At 45.0% G+C, this 18469-nt stretch carries 18 protein-coding genes; 16 read left to right on the forward strand and 2 right to left on the reverse strand.

Going from position 1 to position 18469, the window contains the following annotated elements:
* The first annotated feature begins 33 nt into the window (after positions 1 to 33).
* The 16 genes from liaF to AC58U0_RS21015 all read left to right on the forward strand — a co-directional run bounded on the left by liaF (position 34) and on the right by AC58U0_RS21015 (position 16625).
* Entirely contained in the window at positions 34 to 1149 is a 1116-nt protein-coding gene (gene liaF, locus AC58U0_RS20940) for a cell wall-active antibiotics response protein LiaF (RefSeq protein ID WP_497380915.1), read from the forward strand.
* Between the two features lie 9 nt (positions 1150 to 1158).
* Positions 1159 to 2226: a HAMP domain-containing sensor histidine kinase gene (locus tag AC58U0_RS20945; protein ID WP_057304840.1), complete on the forward strand. Its 1068-nt coding sequence runs from the start codon at positions 1159 to 1161 to the stop codon at positions 2224 to 2226.
* Positions 2216 to 2866, forward strand: coding sequence for a response regulator transcription factor (locus tag AC58U0_RS20950; RefSeq protein ID WP_497380916.1), 651 nt, complete (start codon positions 2216 to 2218; stop codon positions 2864 to 2866). Before AC58U0_RS20945 ends, AC58U0_RS20950 begins: the two co-directional genes overlap by 11 nt.
* Before the next feature lie 87 nt (positions 2867 to 2953).
* Positions 2954 to 3367, forward strand: coding sequence for a YugN family protein (locus AC58U0_RS20955; protein WP_057304842.1), 414 nt, complete (start codon positions 2954 to 2956; stop codon positions 3365 to 3367).
* A gap of 143 nt (positions 3368 to 3510) precedes the next feature.
* The gene (locus tag AC58U0_RS20960; RefSeq protein WP_497380917.1) at positions 3511 to 5118 is read left to right on the forward strand and encodes a S1C family serine protease; all 1608 of its coding nucleotides are present in this window, start codon (positions 3511 to 3513) and stop codon (positions 5116 to 5118) included.
* A 143-nt stretch (positions 5119 to 5261) separates the two neighbouring features.
* Positions 5262 to 5951 (forward strand): response regulator transcription factor, encoded by a 690-nt coding sequence (locus tag AC58U0_RS20965; protein ID WP_057304844.1) that lies wholly within the window; start codon positions 5262 to 5264, stop codon positions 5949 to 5951.
* 1 nt (position 5952) lies between these two features.
* A complete protein-coding gene (locus AC58U0_RS20970) occupies positions 5953 to 7425 on the forward strand; it encodes a sensor histidine kinase (RefSeq protein ID WP_497380918.1) in 1473 nt (490 codons plus the stop codon).
* Positions 7426 to 7472: 47 nt separating this feature from the next.
* Positions 7473 to 8429 (forward strand): 4-hydroxy-3-methylbut-2-enyl diphosphate reductase, encoded by a 957-nt coding sequence (locus AC58U0_RS20975; protein ID WP_497380919.1) that lies wholly within the window; start codon positions 7473 to 7475, stop codon positions 8427 to 8429.
* A gap of 60 nt (positions 8430 to 8489) precedes the next feature.
* Entirely contained in the window at positions 8490 to 9011 is a 522-nt protein-coding gene (locus AC58U0_RS20980; RefSeq protein ID WP_497380920.1) for a DUF2062 domain-containing protein, read from the forward strand.
* A gap of 130 nt (positions 9012 to 9141) precedes the next feature.
* A complete protein-coding gene (gene aroF / locus AC58U0_RS20985; RefSeq protein WP_497380922.1) occupies positions 9142 to 10185 on the forward strand; it encodes a 3-deoxy-7-phosphoheptulonate synthase in 1044 nt (347 codons plus the stop codon).
* Positions 10186 to 10424: 239 nt separating this feature from the next.
* Positions 10425 to 11849: a type I glutamate--ammonia ligase gene (gene glnA / locus AC58U0_RS20990; protein ID WP_171691892.1), complete on the forward strand. Its 1425-nt coding sequence runs from the start codon at positions 10425 to 10427 to the stop codon at positions 11847 to 11849.
* Positions 11850 to 12030: 181 nt separating this feature from the next.
* A complete protein-coding gene (locus AC58U0_RS20995; RefSeq protein WP_497380924.1) occupies positions 12031 to 12582 on the forward strand; it encodes an NADPH-dependent FMN reductase in 552 nt (183 codons plus the stop codon).
* A 110-nt stretch (positions 12583 to 12692) separates the two neighbouring features.
* Positions 12693 to 14012 (forward strand): DUF1800 domain-containing protein, encoded by a 1320-nt coding sequence (locus tag AC58U0_RS21000; protein WP_497380925.1) that lies wholly within the window; start codon positions 12693 to 12695, stop codon positions 14010 to 14012.
* 15 nt (positions 14013 to 14027) lie between these two features.
* Entirely contained in the window at positions 14028 to 15257 is a 1230-nt protein-coding gene (locus tag AC58U0_RS21005; RefSeq protein ID WP_497380927.1) for a DUF1501 domain-containing protein, read from the forward strand.
* Between the two features lie 229 nt (positions 15258 to 15486).
* Entirely contained in the window at positions 15487 to 16008 is a 522-nt protein-coding gene (locus tag AC58U0_RS21010) for a mismatch-specific DNA-glycosylase (RefSeq protein WP_497381018.1), read from the forward strand.
* Complete coding sequence (locus AC58U0_RS21015) at positions 16005 to 16625, forward strand: NUDIX hydrolase (protein ID WP_497380928.1); 621 nt, start codon at positions 16005 to 16007, stop codon at positions 16623 to 16625. Before AC58U0_RS21010 ends, AC58U0_RS21015 begins: the two co-directional genes overlap by 4 nt.
* 17 nt (positions 16626 to 16642) lie before the next feature.
* Here AC58U0_RS21015 and AC58U0_RS21020 read toward each other — a convergent pair whose 3' ends face one another.
* Together AC58U0_RS21020 and thpR are read right to left on the reverse strand one after the other, a co-directional pair.
* Complete coding sequence (locus AC58U0_RS21020; RefSeq protein WP_497380930.1) at positions 16643 to 17503, reverse strand: DUF421 domain-containing protein; 861 nt, start codon at positions 17501 to 17503, stop codon at positions 16643 to 16645.
* A 115-nt stretch (positions 17504 to 17618) separates the two neighbouring features.
* Positions 17619 to 18410: an RNA 2',3'-cyclic phosphodiesterase gene (gene thpR / locus AC58U0_RS21025; protein ID WP_497380931.1), complete on the reverse strand. Its 792-nt coding sequence runs from the start codon at positions 18408 to 18410 to the stop codon at positions 17619 to 17621.
* Positions 18411 to 18469 lie beyond the last annotated feature (59 nt).

The following is an 18469-nucleotide window of genomic DNA, read 5'->3' on the forward strand; positions in this document are numbered from 1 at the left end:
TTAACGACGTTGTACACAAATGGAGGAAGAAGTATGAATCCGCATATGTTTCAAAGAATAATTTGGGGTCTTGTCCTCGTAACGGCAGGTGTCCTTTATTTACTTAACCAATTAGGATTTATTGATATTGATCTTGCTTATATGTTTTCCACTTATTGGCCTGTCATTCTTATTTTCTACGGTCTCGTTGGATTTGTTTGGCAGCGTAGGTATCATTGGGGAGGCTCAATTTGGAGTCTACTCGTGTGCTGTATGGGAACGATCTTTCTCCTGAAGAATTTAAAGCTGACCGATCGATCGGTTGGAGAGATGTTTCAGATTTTGGGACCTATTGCCTTAATCCTATTTGGATTAAATGTGATTTTTAAACCTAGCAAGAAAGAGTCACCGGATTGGCCTTCTATTAAAGAGGCGAAAGATCAGGCTAGACAGGCAAGACGTGAGGCTAGAAGATTGCAGCATGAAAAACATAGAAATCCTTGGGATCAACCTAAATGGAGTGATGGAGTGCCATCGCCTACAAATGAGAAGGAGCGCGATAGTAAATCCACTTTTAATGAAGTAAAGCATGAGCTCAGTGACGAAGAAAAAGCCGTACTCAAGGATATTCACGGCGAGTTTCATGATAAGCAGATGTGGGATGTGCCAGACGCGCCGGGGGAACCAGATCCAAGTAGACACCCTCAGCCACCGCAACAACCGCAAACGCATGCTTATAACCATCATGGGCACAAGTACGATGATTTTGTACGTAACTTCAACTCTGGTGATGTACTTCATCGGCATGGTTTTATCGGAGATGTGCATCTGGGACAAGAAGCTTGGGAACTGAAGCCGATTCAGATCTCACATTTCATTGGTGATTCTGTCATAGATCTTACTCGTGCAGCCATTCCTTTGGGAGAGACAACCATTCATGTTTCAGCATTTATTGGGGATGTGAAAATATTCATTCCCAATGATATTGATGTTGAGGTTCGTGTAATGGCAAGTTCATTTATCGGAGATATGAAAGTGCTTGATCGGCGTGAGAGTGGGTTTCTGCGCAGCGTGAGAACGCAGACCTCGCACTATGAAGAGGCTGACCGGAAAATAATTGTAACCACGAGCATGTTTATTGGTGACATTACAATCAAAAAGATAGGTTAAGGATGGAGCATGTACAAATTGCGAATGTTCAATATGAAGTGGCAGCTGCTGAACTACTTTCTTATCTCGAGTTTACTTACGGTATCTAGCATATATATTGTGCTTGAATATTATAAGGAGGAGCTTGTTTCTTGGCAGTTCCGAATGTGGTTCGTCATAGCCATTCTCTTGGTCTGTCTAACGGTGGGGTATGTTGCGACCAAAAGATGGCAGCGTAAAGTGGATGAGCTGCATGTGGCCATGCTCGAATTGTCCAAAGGGAATTTCTCCAGCCGGATTGAAATGGAACCCGTAGAACCATTCTTGTATTTGTATGATGCTTTTAATAACATGGCCTCTGCCGTTGAAGAGCGCATTCAGCTGCTGCAAAAATTGGGTGAGGCCGAGGCGATTCGGGATCAGGAGCTCACCGAAAATGCTGTGCTTGAGGAAAGACGCCGACTGGCGCGAGATTTGCACGATACGGTTAGTCAAGAGCTGTTCGCCATTCATATGTCAGCATCCTCTTTACCCAAAATTTTGGAGAGAAACCCGGATGCGGCGCCGGGCGTTATGAATCAGCTTATTCAAATGTCTCACCATGCCCAGAAGCAGATGCGCGGACTCATTTCGCAATTAAGACCCATCGAATTGGGGGATATGAGCTTACAAGAAGCCCTAGAGAAATGGTTTCCGGAATATTGCCGAAACCATGAGCTGCAGGGCATGCTTGATGTTTCTCTGCATGAAACGATATCTGAAGCGATTGAACATCAATTTTTCCTCATTATACAAGAAGGTCTTGCGAACGTAGTTAAGCACGCTTCTGCCAAGCAAGTTCGCCTAGCTATATATGAAAGAGAGCATCAGTATGTGCTTCAGCTGCAGGATGACGGTCAAGGCTTTGAACGTAGAGACATTCCATCGGCTTCACATGGTTTATCAACAATGAGAGAGCGAGCGCAAAAGCTTGGTGGGGAAGTGGAGATAGACAGCAAGTTAGGATCAGGAACTCGAGTTAGAGTGCGCATTCCGCGTTTTACAGGACAGTCGAGCTTTCTAATGAAGGAAAGAGGTGGAGAAATAAATGAGCAGTAATATTAAAGTGATGATCGTAGATGATCACGACATGGTTCGGGTGGGGCTTCGAACCTACATCTCACTAGAACCCGGTTTGGAAGTTGTAGGGGAAGCAAGCAATGGCCAGGATGCGTTCGATAAGTTAAATCAAGAACTTTCTCATCATTTGCCGGATGTCATTTTGATGGATCTAACCATGCCGGTTCTGGATGGTATAGGCGCCACCAAGTTGATTTGCAGTAAATTTCCACAGGTTAAGGTTATTATGCTGACCAGCTTCTTGGAGGAAGCGAAGGTTCTTGAAGCTGTCGAATCGGGTGCCATCAGTTATATGCTGAAGACGGTTTCATCCGACCAATTGATTCATGCGATTCTGAGCGCTTACCGCGGTATGCCGGTTATGAACTCAGAAGTGTCCTTGGCGCTTACAAGAGGGATTAGGCAGCGTAATAGTACACCTGAGGAAGAAGGGTTGACTTCGAGAGAGAGAGAAGTATTGCTTTTGATTGCAGAGGGAAAAAGTAATAAAGATATTTCAGAAGAGCTTTTTATTAGTATCAAAACGGTCAAAACACACGTCAGCAACCTTCTAATGAAGTGTGAATTAGAGGATCGGACTCAGCTTGCTATCTTCGCTCACCGCAAAGGCTTGGTTTGATAATAAGGAACGTAACACACATAAAATCAAGATTTTGACACATTCTATGCGTAAGTAAAATAATATGAGCGCTTAAGGAGTGTCTGAATGAAAACAATATCATCATCATTGGAGCAGGTTCAAGAATCTTTCGACAGTGTCCGTGAGCACCTGCATGAATTCGATTTTGCTCTGGGCGGTAATTGGGATTACGATCATGGCTATTTTGACCACTATTTAGATGAAGATCATCTAGTTTGGCTGCGTATTCCTTTTCAAGTTGTGACAGGAAGGATTGATGGCGACGCCGAATCAACGGATGCGATCGTCGAAGTGGGAACTCCTTTCGTTCTGAAGCATGTTTATAATGAAGGGCTTAGTCAGGATGCGGAAGCTGAAACCTATGGCGCTTTGATCGATCAATTCCAAACCCCGCTTGATCCCGATGCCAAAATCGAAGATAAATGGGTGAAAGAAGCCGCTGGACTGCTCCATAAAGTGGAACAAGCTTGGATACAATGAGTTAGCCCTTTTTTTACCTCCATTTTATTGTTTTTTAATATTCGTTTAAGGTTGTAGGTGCATGATAGAACTACAGAGAGCAAGACATAACCCTTCAAGAAGCATGCACTTATAACTTTATTAATCAAATGGAGGTAAGAACTATGGAAGACAATAAGAAAGACTATAGCGACTTCTTTAAGCCGCAGAACGACAATAGCAGTAACAATGATCGCGTTAATCGAAATGATTCTAATCATCAAGACCCGCAAGATACACAAAATCCACAAGATCCTAACAAAGCAAGACCTTCCTACTATTATTCGTATGGCCCTTACAAGTCGGCTTTTAACGAAGAAAACGAAGGGCATTCGCTTACAACTTCTTCTTCGGGAACGGAGGGAACCTCCAGTGTTGAAGTTACTCCGCCTAAGAACTTGCGTCCTTTTAGTTTTGGACCTGAAGCAGGCGTCCCACAAGGCTCAGGTCCTTGGGATCCAAACGCAAGAAAGCGTTCATCTGTGAAAAGCGTTTTTGCAGCTTTCATGGCAGGCGCCTTGGTCGTAGGTGCACTTATGTTCAGCGCTGATAAAATGAATTTGTTTACTGGCAATCAGCCTTTAGCTTCGGGCAGCTCCACAGCAGCTGCGACGAAGAGCGGAAGCAGTAATGGAGGCGAAGTGAAAAATGTTGGGCTGGATGTTGTTCGTCCAGGGAACATTTCAGCTATTGCACAGAACGCTGGGCCTGCAATTGTTAAGGTTGAATCGCTCGTGAAACCGAAGCAAACAAGCCGTGGCGGTAATTCCCTCTTTGATGATCCGTTCTTCCGTCAATTCTTTGGGGATAATGGCGGCGGTAATACAACGCCTAATCAGAATAATTCCGGCAATGGCGAACTGCAGCCGGCAGGTATGGGAACAGGGTTTATTTTCGAAAAAACAGGATATATTTTAACCAATGAGCACGTTGTAGATGGCGCTGATGAAATTCAAGTTACGGTAGAAGGTTATGATAAGCCATTTAAAGCTAAATTGTTAGGTAACAGCTACGATTTGGATTTGGCTGTACTCAAAATCGAAGGCGATAAAGAGTTTCCAATCCTCCCACTTGGTAAAGCTGAAGATGTGAATGTTGGGGATTGGGTTGTAGCCATCGGTAATCCATACGGCTTCGACCACACAGTTACTGTAGGTGTGCTTAGTGCGAAGGAGCGTCCTATCAGCATTCCAGATGCGAAAGGAACTCGCGAATATAAGCACTTACTGCAAACGGACGCATCCATTAACCCAGGTAATTCCGGCGGACCTTTACTGAACTTGAATGGTGAAGTTATTGGTATTAATACGGCCGTTAGTTCTCAAGCACAAGGAATTGGTTTCGCCATTCCTACTAGCACAATTTCTTCCGTTCTTGAAAATCTTAAAAACAATGTTCAAATTCCTAAAGAACCGGTTCCTTACTTAGGTGTAGGCCTACAAGATATTGGTAAAGACTGGGTAAGTGAATTGAAGCTTTCGAACACAGACGGGGCATTAGTTGGCAGCGTTCAACGTAAAAGTCCTGCTTTCCAAGCTGGTCTGCGTCAATACGATGTCATTGTAGATATTAACGGAGCCAAGGTGAAAAATTCGCAGGAATTGATTACTAAAGTTCAGGCAGCGAAAGTTGGCGACAAGGTCACTTTGGGACTAATTCGAGACGGCAAGCGTATGGAAGTACCTATTACAGTCGGGGATAAAAATGCGCTAGCCGAGACACCTGCCCAATAATAAAAAGAAAAATTAGAGAGATAAATGAAGGTTAGTTCGGAATAAAAGGAAGTGGAGTCCCGCGGCCGCAAGCTTGCAGGCTCTGCTTCTTTTTGCTTGGAGCGGAATTTGTTACAATGGTTGAAAGAAGGGTGGTCCAGTCGATGAGAGAGAACATAATGGTTATTGATGATGATGAGAAAATTACGTCTATGTTGAGACGAGGTTTGGCTTTTGAAGGATATTCCGTCGTCACAGCGACCAACGGTGCGGATGGTCTCAAGCAAATGTTAACATCGGAACCACATCTGGTGATCTTGGACGTCATGATGCCGCATATTGATGGCTGGGAGGTCGTTCGTCGAGTGCGTGAAAGCGGCAGCGAGGTACCGATTCTTATGCTTACAGCAAAAGATGAAGTCAGTGATCGCGTGAAAGGCTTGGATCTCGGGGCAGACGATTATTTGGTCAAGCCGTTTGCGCTTGAAGAGCTGCTGGCCAGAGTGCGTGTACTTCTAAGAAGGAGAACGGAGCGTCCTGAGCAGCAAACGAATAGATTGAGTTATGAGGATACCATTTTGGATTTGGATACACGTGAGGTTTTCCGCGGTGAGAAACTGATTGAGTTAACAACCAAGGAGTTTGATTTACTTCATTTGTTTATGCAGAATCCGAAGCGTGTCCTTTCACGGGATATTATTATGGAAAAAATATGGGGCTACGATTATAGCGGTGAATCCAATGTTCTGGAGGTTTATATCGCGCTGCTGCGCCAAAAAACCGAAGAATTTGGCCATAAACGATTGATTCAAACGGTTCGGGGGGCAGGCTACGTATTGAGAGGGGAAACTTAATATGTCTCTTCGCTTGCGGCTAACGCTTTGGTATTCAGGTATATTGGCACTAACCATGCTGCTCTTTGGCATTGTCCTTTATTTTTTCTTGAATTACTTCCTATACGATCAAATTCGCCAAGATGTGAAAAGGGAAGCACAGAACACTTCGTTGCGTATTCAGAAGAGCTTTGCTCTTTCGCAAAAGGGACTCGTCGTTGATTTGGAACTCGAAAGCAGAGATTTCTACTCTACGAATACGTTTCTGCAATTATATAATGTTGCACTTAAAAGTTTTAATCGCTCGGCTAACTTACAATACTATGATGTTACTTTGCCTTTTGCGAAGAATACGATTGATAAATTAAAGCAAGAGGATGGTTTTTTCGAAAAGACTAAGGTACTTGGGCAAGACTTCCTCATTTATAATCAAGCGATCAGGTCCGATGATCAGAGCCAGCTCATCGGGGTTCTTCAAGCGGCTGTACCGATTAGCAGTTATGAAAAAACGTCCGTTACCCTTGGGTATACGCTGATGATTTGGGCATTACTCACGATTATTGTGGCAGCTTCACTTGGATGGTTCTTGGCACGCAAAGCGCTCAAGCCGATCGAACGCGTCATTGATGCCGCGAATCAAATAGGAAGCAGCGATGATCTGGAGAAGCGTATCCACTATGACGGTCCACTTGATGAGATTGGGCGCTTGACGGAGACGATCAATGGGATGCTCTCTCGTATTGAGATCACCTATCTGGAATTAGATGAAGCGTACCGCGCTCAGCGCCGGTTCGTATCGGACGCTTCTCATGAGCTGAGAACACCGCTGACAACGATTCGAGGAAATGTCGACTTGTTGGAAAAGATGTGGAAGCAAACTTCGGGGAGTACAGAACTTGCTACGCCTGATCAAATGCAGATGTCACTCGAGGCGATGCATGATATTGCAGGTGAAGCACAGCGAATGAGCAGACTAGTTAATGATCTTCTGGCTTTGGCGAGAGCAGATGCCGGCGTTCTTATGGAGAAGAAGCCAGTTGAGATCATGCCGCTCGTTCAAGAAGTGGTAAGGCGGGCTCAATTGCTAGAGCATACTGCTGATTGGCAAGTGGGTGATCTAGATGCACTAGAACACGCGGTCGTGCAAGGGAACCGGGATTACTTGCAGCAATTGTTGTTTATTTTCATCGAAAATGCGTTCAAGTATACACCTGCTGGAACCGTAAGGTTCGAGGCGTCGCGAACGGATAGCTTTATTGGTATTCGGATTGCCGATACGGGAATTGGCATGGATAAAGAGGATATTCCTCATATTTTCGACCGATTTTATCGCGCAGATTTATCCAGGGGACTGACGTCAGGAACTGGACTTGGTTTATCGATTGCCAAATGGATTATTGATGAACACGGCGGGTCTATTGAAGTGACAACGCGCAAAGACGAGGGAAGTACCTTTATGATTTGGCTCCCAGCAAACTTTCCTCTCTCCGTATAATCAGCTATAATGAAAGAAAATAATGTTTTCTTAGGCAGGTGGAAGAAATGGAAGTAGTCCGAATATCACCCAGAGGCTATTGTTATGGCGTTGTAGATGCTATGGCACTTGCTATGCAAACTGCTAAAAACTTAAATCTTCCCAGACCTATTTATATATTAGGCATGATTGTTCATAATGCGCATGTTACTGATTTCTTCAAAGAAGAAGGTGTCATCACATTAGATGGCGAGAACCGACTTGAAATAATAGAACAAATCGAAACAGGGACGGTCATTTTCACTGCTCATGGGGTATCCCCTGAGGTAAGGCGCCGAGCCCGAGACAAGGGCTTAACCGTTGTGGATGCAACCTGCCCAGATGTAACGAAGACACACGATTTAATTCGAGAAAAAGTTGCCGACGGCTATGAAGTTATCTATATCGGGAAGAAAGCTCATCCTGAGCCGGAAGGCGCAATAGGTGTAGCTCCGGATCAAGTACACCTCATCGAGAAGCTTGAAGAAGCTGACCAACTAAACATTAAAGCCGAACGTATTATTATTACGAACCAAACAACAATGAGCCAATGGGACATTAAGCATATCATGAATCGTTTACTTGAACTTTTCCCAAAAGCTGAGATTCATAATGAGATCTGTCTAGCCACGCAGGTTAGACAAGAAGCGGTTGCTGAACAAGCGAAGGAAGTCGATCTAGTTATCGTAGTTGGAGATCCGAAAAGTAATAATTCGAACCGCTTAGCGCAAGTTTCAGAGGAAATTGCAGGAGTTAGAGCGTATAGAATATCTGATATCACGGAGCTTAATCGCTCGTGGTTAACCAATGTGCGCAAGGTCGGTGTTACATCGGGTGCTTCAACTCCGACACCTATAACCAAAGAGGTCATTTCCTACTTGGAAGGCTATGATGCGAAAGATGAAACCAGTTGGGGAATTACACGTACTATTAATATGAAGAAGCTCATTCCGGCTGTTAAATCCAAAGCAGCTAGCAGTGAGTAATCCTTATTTATTCCACAGGGCGGGATTGAGACCAGCATGCAAAGCACTCAGAAGGTGAAAATGATGAAAGTGAAGGCTCGCTACGATTGGAAAAGTACGAAGCGCTGGTTTAAATATAAATATTTACTTCTCTTACGTGCCAAAGGCGGTCCTTCCAAAGTAGCACGCGGCTTTTCCATTGGATTGTTTGTAGAGATGTTTACTTTACCTACAGCCGGTTTTGCATTCGTTCTTATCTTTCCGTTGGTTTATTTATTAAGAGCTAATTTACCCGGAGCGTTAATTGGTTTTGTGTTTGGAAAAGTGATTTATATTCCATTCTCAATACTCAATAAGCAAGTGGGGGATTGGTTGGTACCGAAACACTTCAAGATTTATCTGATACATCATTTACCGCACATGCTTTCTAATATTATTAGAGGTGGTTTGGATCTGATTGTAGGCGGTATGGTGGTTGGATTGGTACTTGGGGTTATTGCTTACTTCCCAGTGGTGCTTTTACTTAAATATCATACTAATCGTCGCAAAGAAAAACGTAGAATCCGTAAAGATCAACTAGCCCCTTCGAATACAAAAGAATAGCAAATAAATTAAACGCTTGACGAAAACTCGTCGAGCGTTGTATATTTACTTTAGCGGTTAAAAGCGTAGAAGCGAACAAGCGTTGAAGTATACAAGTGTTCCAACCCATATAATAAGGAGCGTGTTGAAGATGATCGCCATTACATCCAACAAAACGTCAGATGAGCGTATTCAGGAAATTGTACAATTCATAGAAAAGCAAGGTGTTCAAGCTCACGTCTCCAAAGGTGAGGATCGCACAGTAATCGGAATTATCGGTCAAGCAGATCCTAAATTAGCCGAACAGTTGCGTCAAATGTCAGGAGTTGAGCAAGTCGTGAAAATTTCCAAATCCTATAAATTAGCAAGTCGTGACTTTCATCCGGCTGATACGGTTATCAAAATTAAAGGTGTTGAAATCGGTGGGGAGCAGCTTGTTGTTATGGGTGGCCCTTGTGCCGTGGAAACACCAGAGCAAATCGATGAGATTGCACGTTTAGTGAAAGCAGCGGGAGGTCAAGTTCTCCGCGGTGGCGCATTTAAACCAAGAACAGGTCCTTACAGCTTCCAAGGTGTTGGCGTTGAAGGCTTGATCATGATGGCTGAAGCGGGTAAGAAGCATGGTCTTCTTACAATTACAGAAGTTATGACACCTGACTATGTTGATGTATGTGCACAATACGCGGATATCCTGCAAGTAGGTACACGCAATATGCAAAACTTTGACTTGCTTCGCAAGCTGGGAACCATTCAAACGCCAGTATTACTCAAACGTGGTTTCAGCTCAACATATGATGAATTCTTGAATGCTGCTGAATACATTCTTGCTGGCGGTAACCCGAATGTTATGCTTTGTGAACGCGGAATCCGAACATTCGAAACGTACACACGGAATACATTGGATTTATCGGCAATTCCGGTTCTTAAACAATTGAGCCATCTTCCGGTAATCTCTGATCCGAGTCACGGTACTGGCCGTAGAGAGCTTGTTGTTCCTATGACGAAGGCATCCGTAGCCGCAGGAGCAGATGGTTTGATCATCGAAATGCACACAGATCCAGACAATTCTATGACTGGTGATGGTGTTCAATCCTTGTTCCCTGATCAATTCGCTAATTTACTTGTTGATCTTGAGAAACTTGCTCCACTGCTTGGTAAAAAGTTTGATACACATAAAGAAGTTATCTTGGCGTAATGGGAATAGTTCTAAGATGACTGGTTTCCTCGAGAGAGGAAGCCAGTTTTCCTATTTCTGGATATGGGACAAATATGTGAAATTGTGTGAGCATAGCTTACACATCAATAAAAAATACCTGACATAAGTATTGACTGTGTAAGCTTAATCGCTATATAATATGTGCAAGATAACAACCAAAAGTTGAACATTAATCATGTAAAGTACGTTGAATGTACGGAAATGGGAGGGTTTTTAAAATGTCAGTTCAAAATGTGTTGAACCTTATCAAGGAAAAAAATATTGAGTGGGTAGATTTTCGTTTCGTAGGTCTTTCCGGAAAAGCACAGCATATTTCTTTGCCTGCTACTGAAGTAGATGAAGAAACTTTCGTTAACGGAGTCGCGTTTGACGGTTCATCCATCCCAGGATTCCGTGGTATTGAACAATCTGACATGGTTATGATGCCAGATACTGAGACTGCGTACATTGATCCTTTCACAGCGCACCCAACTTTGATCATTATGAGCAATATCCATACGCCTGAAGGCGAACGTTATGATCGCGATCCACGCAGCATTGCTCAAAAAGCTGAAGAATATTTGCAAACAACGGGTGTTGGTACAACAGCATTCTTCGCACCAGAATCCGAATTCTTCATCTTTGATGATGTGCGTTTCGAAAATGGCATGAATAAGTCTTACTTCGAAGTTGACTCCGAAGAAGCAGGCTGGAACACAGGCCGTAAAGAAGAAGGCGGAAACCTTGGTTATAAAGTTCCAGTTAAAGGCGGTTACGTTCCGGTAGCTCCAATGGATTCCCAACAAGACATTCGTTCCGAAATGTGCAACAAGCTTGCTGATGCAGGTCTTCGTATTGAGCGTCACCATCACGAAGTGGCTACAGCGGGTCAAGCTGAAATTAACTTCCGCTTTGACACATTGACTAAAACAGCAGATAACCTGCTCAAATACAAATATATCGTTGCTAACACGGCTAGAGAATATGGTAAAGTTGCTACTTTCATGCCTAAACCACTGTTTGGTGACAATGGTAGCGGTATGCACGTACACATGTCCATCTTCAATGAAGGCGAGCCTTTGTTCTATGAAAAAGGAGCATATGCAAACCTGAGTGAAATGGCAATCAACTATATCGGTGGTATTCTTTACCACGCACCAGCATTGATCGCTTTGACAAACCCAAGTACAAACTCTTTCAAACGTCTGGTTCCTGGTTACGAAGCGCCGGTTAACCTTGTATTCTCCAAAGGTAACCGTTCCGCAGCAGTTCGTATTCCAATCGCAGCTGTGACACCTAAAGGTTGTCGTATTGAATTCCGTACACCGGATAGCACGGCTAACCCATACCTCGCTTTCGCAGCAATGCTGATGGCAGGTCTTGACGGTATCAAAAAGAAAATCGATCCGCGTGCTCTTGGATACGGTCCTTTCGATACAAACATCTATGAAATGTCCGATGCTGAGAAAGCTGAGATCCGCAGCGTTCCTGGTACATTAGATGAAGCTTTGGATGCTCTTGCAGCTGATTCCGACTTCTTGATCGAAGGCGGCGTGTTCACACAAGATTTCATCGATAACTATATCGAATTGAAACGTGGCGAAGCGAAAGCTGTAGCAATCCGTATTCACCCGCACGAGTACAACCTGTACTTCGATTGCTAATTCCTTAGCACTTATACATGAATAACATACGAGCTGCTTCTTTCATAGGTTACTATGGAGGAAGCAGCTTTTTCATTTACCTATACTAAAACTCTTTTGATAATCATTATAATTAGTAATGTTATTTGATGGAAATTCAGATATAATGAATGCATGAATTAGATATGGAAGGAAGATCATTATGAAAATTACTATGATAGCAGGAAGTAATCAGAGATCAGCGACAAGTACAAGACTTGCTGAATATATCAAGCATCTAGCGACCTTAGAGGGCCACGAGGTGACGTTGATTGACTTGTATCGGACACCGCTCCCTTTCTATACACCAGATGATGCAAACGAGGGGCATGAAGCTCTTGAAAAATTAAAAGAGGCCATGCTTGAAGCAGAGGGGATCGTACTGGCAACACCGGAATATCACAGTGGAATTTCTGGTGTTTTGAAAAATGCGCTTGATCATTTAGGACAAGATCATTTCAATAACAAGGTCGTCTTATCTGTTAGTTCAGCAGGCGGTGCAGTTGCTGTAAGCTCTCTGACGCAGATGCAAACCATTGTACGTAATCTGCATGGCATTAACTGCCCAGATTGGCTATCTATTGGAGGCGATCAGCGGAAGAGCTTCCAAACGGGTGTAACCTATCAAGATATCCATCCAGATGTCGAAAAACGTGTTCGTCGTGTTGTTGGTTCATTCCTCGATTTAAGCAAACAGTTAGCTGCAAAAGTATAGTAATCCGAATAAAACAAACCAAGGACAGTTGTCTTGGTTTGTTTTTATTTCCACACACTTTTGACACATTTCTGTGGTACAGTTTGGAAAATAGGGCGAGGGGGGAGATCATGGGAGCACCATGGACTAACAAGGAAGTCGTTCATTTATTACATCGAGCCGGATTTGGTTCCACTGGGGAAGAAGTTACTGCATGTATTGTACTTGGACGTGAGGAAACGGTGCGACGGCTTATTGCAGGAGAAGCGTTGATCGATCAATCGCCATCGCTAACCCCATTTGATCAATTAACCGCTGATGGTAAGAAATCATTAGATCCGCTGCAATTAGCCGATCAACAAATGTACTGGTTATATCGGATGGTATATTCTAGTGCTCCGCTCATTGAGAAGATGACGTTGTTCTGGCATGGCCATTTTGCAACGGCGAATTTTAAGGTTAACGATGTCACGCTAATGGTTCAGCAAAATACACTGTTTCGCAAACATGCTTTAGGAAATTTCAAAGAGCTCGTACTCGCAATTGGCAAAGATCCTGCCATGATGATCTGGCTAGATGTGAATCGGAATAAAAAAGGTAAACCGAATGAGAATTATGCCCGCGAAGCCATGGAGCTATTCACGTTAGGTATCGGTCACTATACAGAGACGGATGTGAAGGAAGCAGCGCGCGCTTTCACGGGATGGACCTATGATAAGAAGGGTAATAAAGTAGATTTTAATCCCAAACAACACGACAATGATTCGAAAACGCTGCTTGAAGAAACAGGGAAGTTGGATTCGGATGATGTAATTGATATTATTTTCCATCAAAAAGCGCTGCCGACCTTTCTTGCTACAAAGCTGCTCAAATATTTTGCTACGGACAGTCCCTCCGAAAGTTGGATTCAAAAAGTTGCCGACCATATATCTGCTAAGGCTACTGTGGGGGAAGTGCTGCAGGAGCTATTCCTATCTGACGAATTTTATGAGGAGAAATTGCGGTTATCTCTCATCAAAACACCGGCAGATTATGTTGCAGGTATTCTCAAATGCTGTAAGCTAACTGTTTCTAAAGGGCATGCACAAGCAATGAGGAGGATGGGACAGGAGCTATATTCTCCGCCGGATGTTGCGGGTTGGAGAGGAGGCGTCTCATGGCTGAACACAAACTCCTTATTATCAAGGTACCAATTTGCCGAATCCATCGCCAAGCAGCTTAACGGCAAAGTGCTATCATCGACAGAGTATACACCTGAACAACAGGACCGTCCGGAAGAATGGGTGAAATTGTGGAGTCAGCGGATAGGAATCACTGATTTATCGGATAAGACTTTACAGGGTTTAAGCGCTTACGCAGATGATACCATTATACATACAAAGCAAAAGAATGCGGGTTTAAGAGGCTTGCTTCAATTAGTGCTGATTAGCCCGGAAGCTCAAATGAAATAGCAAGGGGTGAGAAAAGTGAAGTTATCGAGAAGGGATTTTCTGCTAAAAGGAACAGCCATGTTTGCGACTTTAGGCCTAGGCGGGGCTTTATTTACGGAAACGGGAAAATCGATTTTTGCTGGCGGTTTTGATGATGATGTGGATGAACCTGTGCTTGTTGTTGTTCAGTTAAGTGGCGGGAATGATGGCATTAATACGTTAATTCCTTATGGGCAAGGGATTTACTATGATGCGCGGCCAACGCTGGCTTACCAGCAGAAGGATGTGCTTCCGTTAGATAATCAAGTAGGCTTGCATCCGAGTTTAGTTGGTCTCGCTGCACTCTATAAACTTGGGAAAATGGCAGTCGTACAAGGAGTTGGATATCCAGGACCCGATCATTCTCATTTCCGCTCTATGGAAATTTGGCAGACAGCCGAGCCAGCGCAGATGAGTCGGAGCGGTTGGCTTGCACGCTATGCAGAGTCTTCTTTGCGGGATAGCAGCAATCCGCTCAAAGCTATACAGATTGGCGCAGGCGGCAAGGCTTTTGCTTCGGAGAAAATGAGCTTTCCCGTGATCCAATCTCTAGAAACGTATCATCTGATTGATCCGAAAACTGCGATGATGGACAAAAATCGGATCACCAAAGCATTCTTGGAGATGTATGGTGTACAGAATCAGAGGGAACAGCTTCGTGTCGTATCTGGGCGCGGCTATGAGGCCTTCAAGAGTGTTGAAGCAATTCAAGCTTTAACGGCTACCTATGCGAATAAAGTGGAGTACCCGAAAACTAATTTTGCAAGGGATCTCCATTTAGTATCCAAGCTGCTGGCCGGCAAATCGGGCACAAGAATATTCCATGTACAGATTGGCGGTTTCGATGATCATGCGGATGAGAAAGTACAGCATGCCAAAGTGCTGACTCAAGTCGACGAGGGTCTCACAGCGTTCTATAAAGACTTGGAGGCGCAAGGCTTGCAGGACCGTGTTGTGGTGATGATGTTTTCGGAGTTTGGGCGAAGGGTGAAAGAGAACGGTAGCGGCGGAACAGATCATGGAACGGCAGCTCCGACGTTTGTGATTGGAGGCAAGGTGAATGGCGGTCTTTATGGCGCGTACCCGAGCCTGAGTAATTTGGACAATGGCGATTTGAAGTATGAGGTTGATTTCCGGTCCGTTTACAGCACGCTTATTGACAAATGGTTAAAAGGTGATACGACCGCTGTGCTAGGCAAGTCCTATGAGTCTTTAAAGTTTTTATAAACAGAATTTATATGTTTCGTGGTAGGGGTCAATGAAACACGATTTCATGATGCGGGGGTTGGAACACCATAAGCAATTCCCTATCCATGCTCAAACGAATGGGTTCGGGCAGGTTTTTCTTGTGGAAGCCGGGGTCCTGTGCCTCGGCTTTTGGTTTTTGGTCGTTCATGGTAACCTATTGAAAAGACAAAAAATTAGTCGTGCCGGTGGAGGTGACTTAACGTTGAGCATAGAGCCTATTTCGGATCATCTGCAGGAGCATTTAAGGATACTTTTTGTGGGGTATAACCCTAGTATACGATCCGGAGAGACGGGTCATCATTATGCGAATCCGAATAATCGCTTTTATCGGATCCTATTCAAAGCGGGATTAACACCTCGGTTGTATGTACCTCAAGAGGATGGGGATTTGCTGAAACTCGGGTATGGATTTACGAATATCGTGGCTCGCCCTTCGTTAACGGCTGCAGAAATTACGCCTGAGGAATACCGGGAAGGTCGACTTATTTTGAAACAAAAGATTCAGGCCTTTCGACCTCGTGTTGCCTGTTTTGTAGGAAAAGGGGTATATGAACAATATAGCGGCCGCAGGGGGATGAGTTGGGGGAGTCAACAGGATCCGGTGGTTGAAGGTGTGATCGACTATGTATGTCCCTCTTCTAGCGGGCTTGTTCGGATGAAGCTGGAGGAGATGGTTGATATTTATAGCGGCATCAAGAAATATATCGAAACGGAGTCGGGGAACGGATGAATATTCCATGGTTGGAGTGGGCTAAAGAGATTCAGGCTATTAGTCAGGCAGGGCTTACCTACGGAGAGAATGGCTATGATTTGGAGCGGTACGAGGCGCTGCGCAAGATCAGCGTGGAGATGATGAGTTATTTCTCAGAGACACCGATCGATAAGGTGACGGCTTTATTCGCGAGCGACACGGGGTATCAGACGCCGAAAGTGGATATTCGAGCCGTCGTCTTGAGAGAGAACAAGCTGCTGCTTGTGAAGGAAAGAGCCGACGGTGCTTGGGCTTTTCCTGGGGGCTGGGCGGATATCGGCCTGACACCATCGGAGGTCGCCGTCAAGGAGACCCGCGAGGAGGCCGGCTATGAGGTCAAGCCGGTGCGATTGCTGGCGGTCTTCGATAAGAAGCGCCACGCGCACCCACCCTCGGCTAACCACGTGTACAAGATGTTCATCTTGTGCGAGCTGGTGGGCGGGGAAGCACTTGAAGCCGGTCTGGAAACGACCGGCGCTCAGTTCTTCGGCGAGAGGGAGCTGCCGCCGCTTTCGGTGGAGCGAAACACGACTGAACAACTGCAGCGGATGTTCGAACTAGCCCGCGACCATACAGCACAGACGCTGCTCGATTAGCCAAGCGCGTAAGGACTTTACCGCTTAAGTACGGGTTTCAATTGTGCGATGATTTCTTCCATTTGCTTCGAGCAGCGTTCGTACATCTCTTTGGCATCTTTATTTTTCGTAGTAAGCCCGAACAACATCAGATCGCCTTCGCACTTTTTTAAAGTAGCAAAAAGGGTTGCTTTTTCCTGCGGCACAGGTACCATGATTTTGTCGTCAAACAAATCCACATACAATTGGCCGTAAGAATCGACTTGGCCTAGAAATACATTTTCAATCGTCACACCCAATTTATCTAGCTCAGTTTTCAGCCATCCCCGGCTAAAACCGATGGTAGCTAATGCTTCATCCATGATTTCACCATCCATGATAACCGCCTGGGGCTCCTTCTCAGGCGCAACTTTGATGCCCAAATGGGCTGGCGTCAAGGGTTGGTTTTCACGAGTTAATAGAACATTAATTTCCCCGTTTGGCTCCATGATCGCAAATTCAACATCAGCCACTTTAAATGCCGATCTCTTTCGTAATTGCTCCATGAGTTCATCCGTGGTGAGTCGTTCCTTCTTTAAATTATCTTCCAAAATTTTTCCATCTCTAATAAGTACGGTTCCTTTACTATCAAAAAAATCGCGCATTTTTTTACTTTTTAGCTGCGAAAATTCAATCGCTAAAGAGCACGCGACCCAAGCGGCTAAGGATACCAAACCTAGATACCAATCCGTATCCAAATCCATTGAAATGTAAGCCGCAAGACTACCAATTGTGATACCGGTAATGTATTCGAACAAGGAAAGTTGAGAAACTTGCCTTTTACCTAATAATTTCGTCATAACGAAAAGTACGCCAACCGCTAATAATGTGCGTAAAACAATTTCAAACCAATCAGGCATATCCGTTCCTCCATTTTTATTAAATCTAATCCGATTGGTTAAATTGTTTGTAGAATACTTGAAAGTTATACAAAAACAAGATATAAATTCCAGTTCGGAAATGATGTGGAAGGTATTAAGTAGGTTGTTCCTCAAATGGGAACACGGCAAGCGGCTCGTACGACGGTTGGCGGCCCAAGTGGCTGCGGTAGAGGACGATGTCCTCTACCTGCCACACGGGCCAGCCGCCGGCAGGCGCTCCTACCGCTGCTAGGGCGGAGCGCTTGAAAGGCCCCGCCGCTGCGCGGAAGCGGCGGGCTAGTGTAAGGTGCGGCCGGTAGGCGCGAGCCTCGGCCGGGAAGCCGTGGCGGGCGCAGACGCCCGCGACCTCGCGCTGCAGCGCAGCCAGCGCGTCTAGGTCGCCGGCGAGGCCCGCCCAGAGGATCGACGGCGCCGCCGGAGGTCCGAACACGCCGAGGCCCTCGGCGTGCAGGGTCAGCGGCAGCGCAGCTGCAGCAAGCTGGCGCAGGTCGGCCGCCAGCGCTTCGGCTGTCTCGGCGGATGCGTCGCCGAGGAAGCTTAACGTGACGTGGACATCCTGCGGATGCGTCCACTTTTGGAATGGCAGCACCTTTTGGATGCTGTCTTTCCATATGTCGAGCTCCCGCTGGACGTTTTGCGGGAGCTGAATGCCTACGAACAGCCGATACATATCGGAGGTGTTTGTGGCTCTTTGTGCGTTTGTGGAACTTGAGGTGTTCGTTGAACTTGGTTTGTTCGTGGAACTTGGTTTGTTTATGGAACTTGAGGTATTTGTTGAACTTGAGGCATTCGTTGAACTTGAAGCGTTCGCGGAACTTGAGGTGTTGGAGTTTTCAGAATTCGCAGTGTTTGTATAACTTTCTCCTATTGTATCAAGCAAGGTCATAAGTAAATTAGGCTCCTTTAGTATCCAAATCTGTTCACTTCTTCGTACTTCTCCTAGCA

Source organism: Paenibacillus sp. J31P190 (assembly GCF_059692075.1).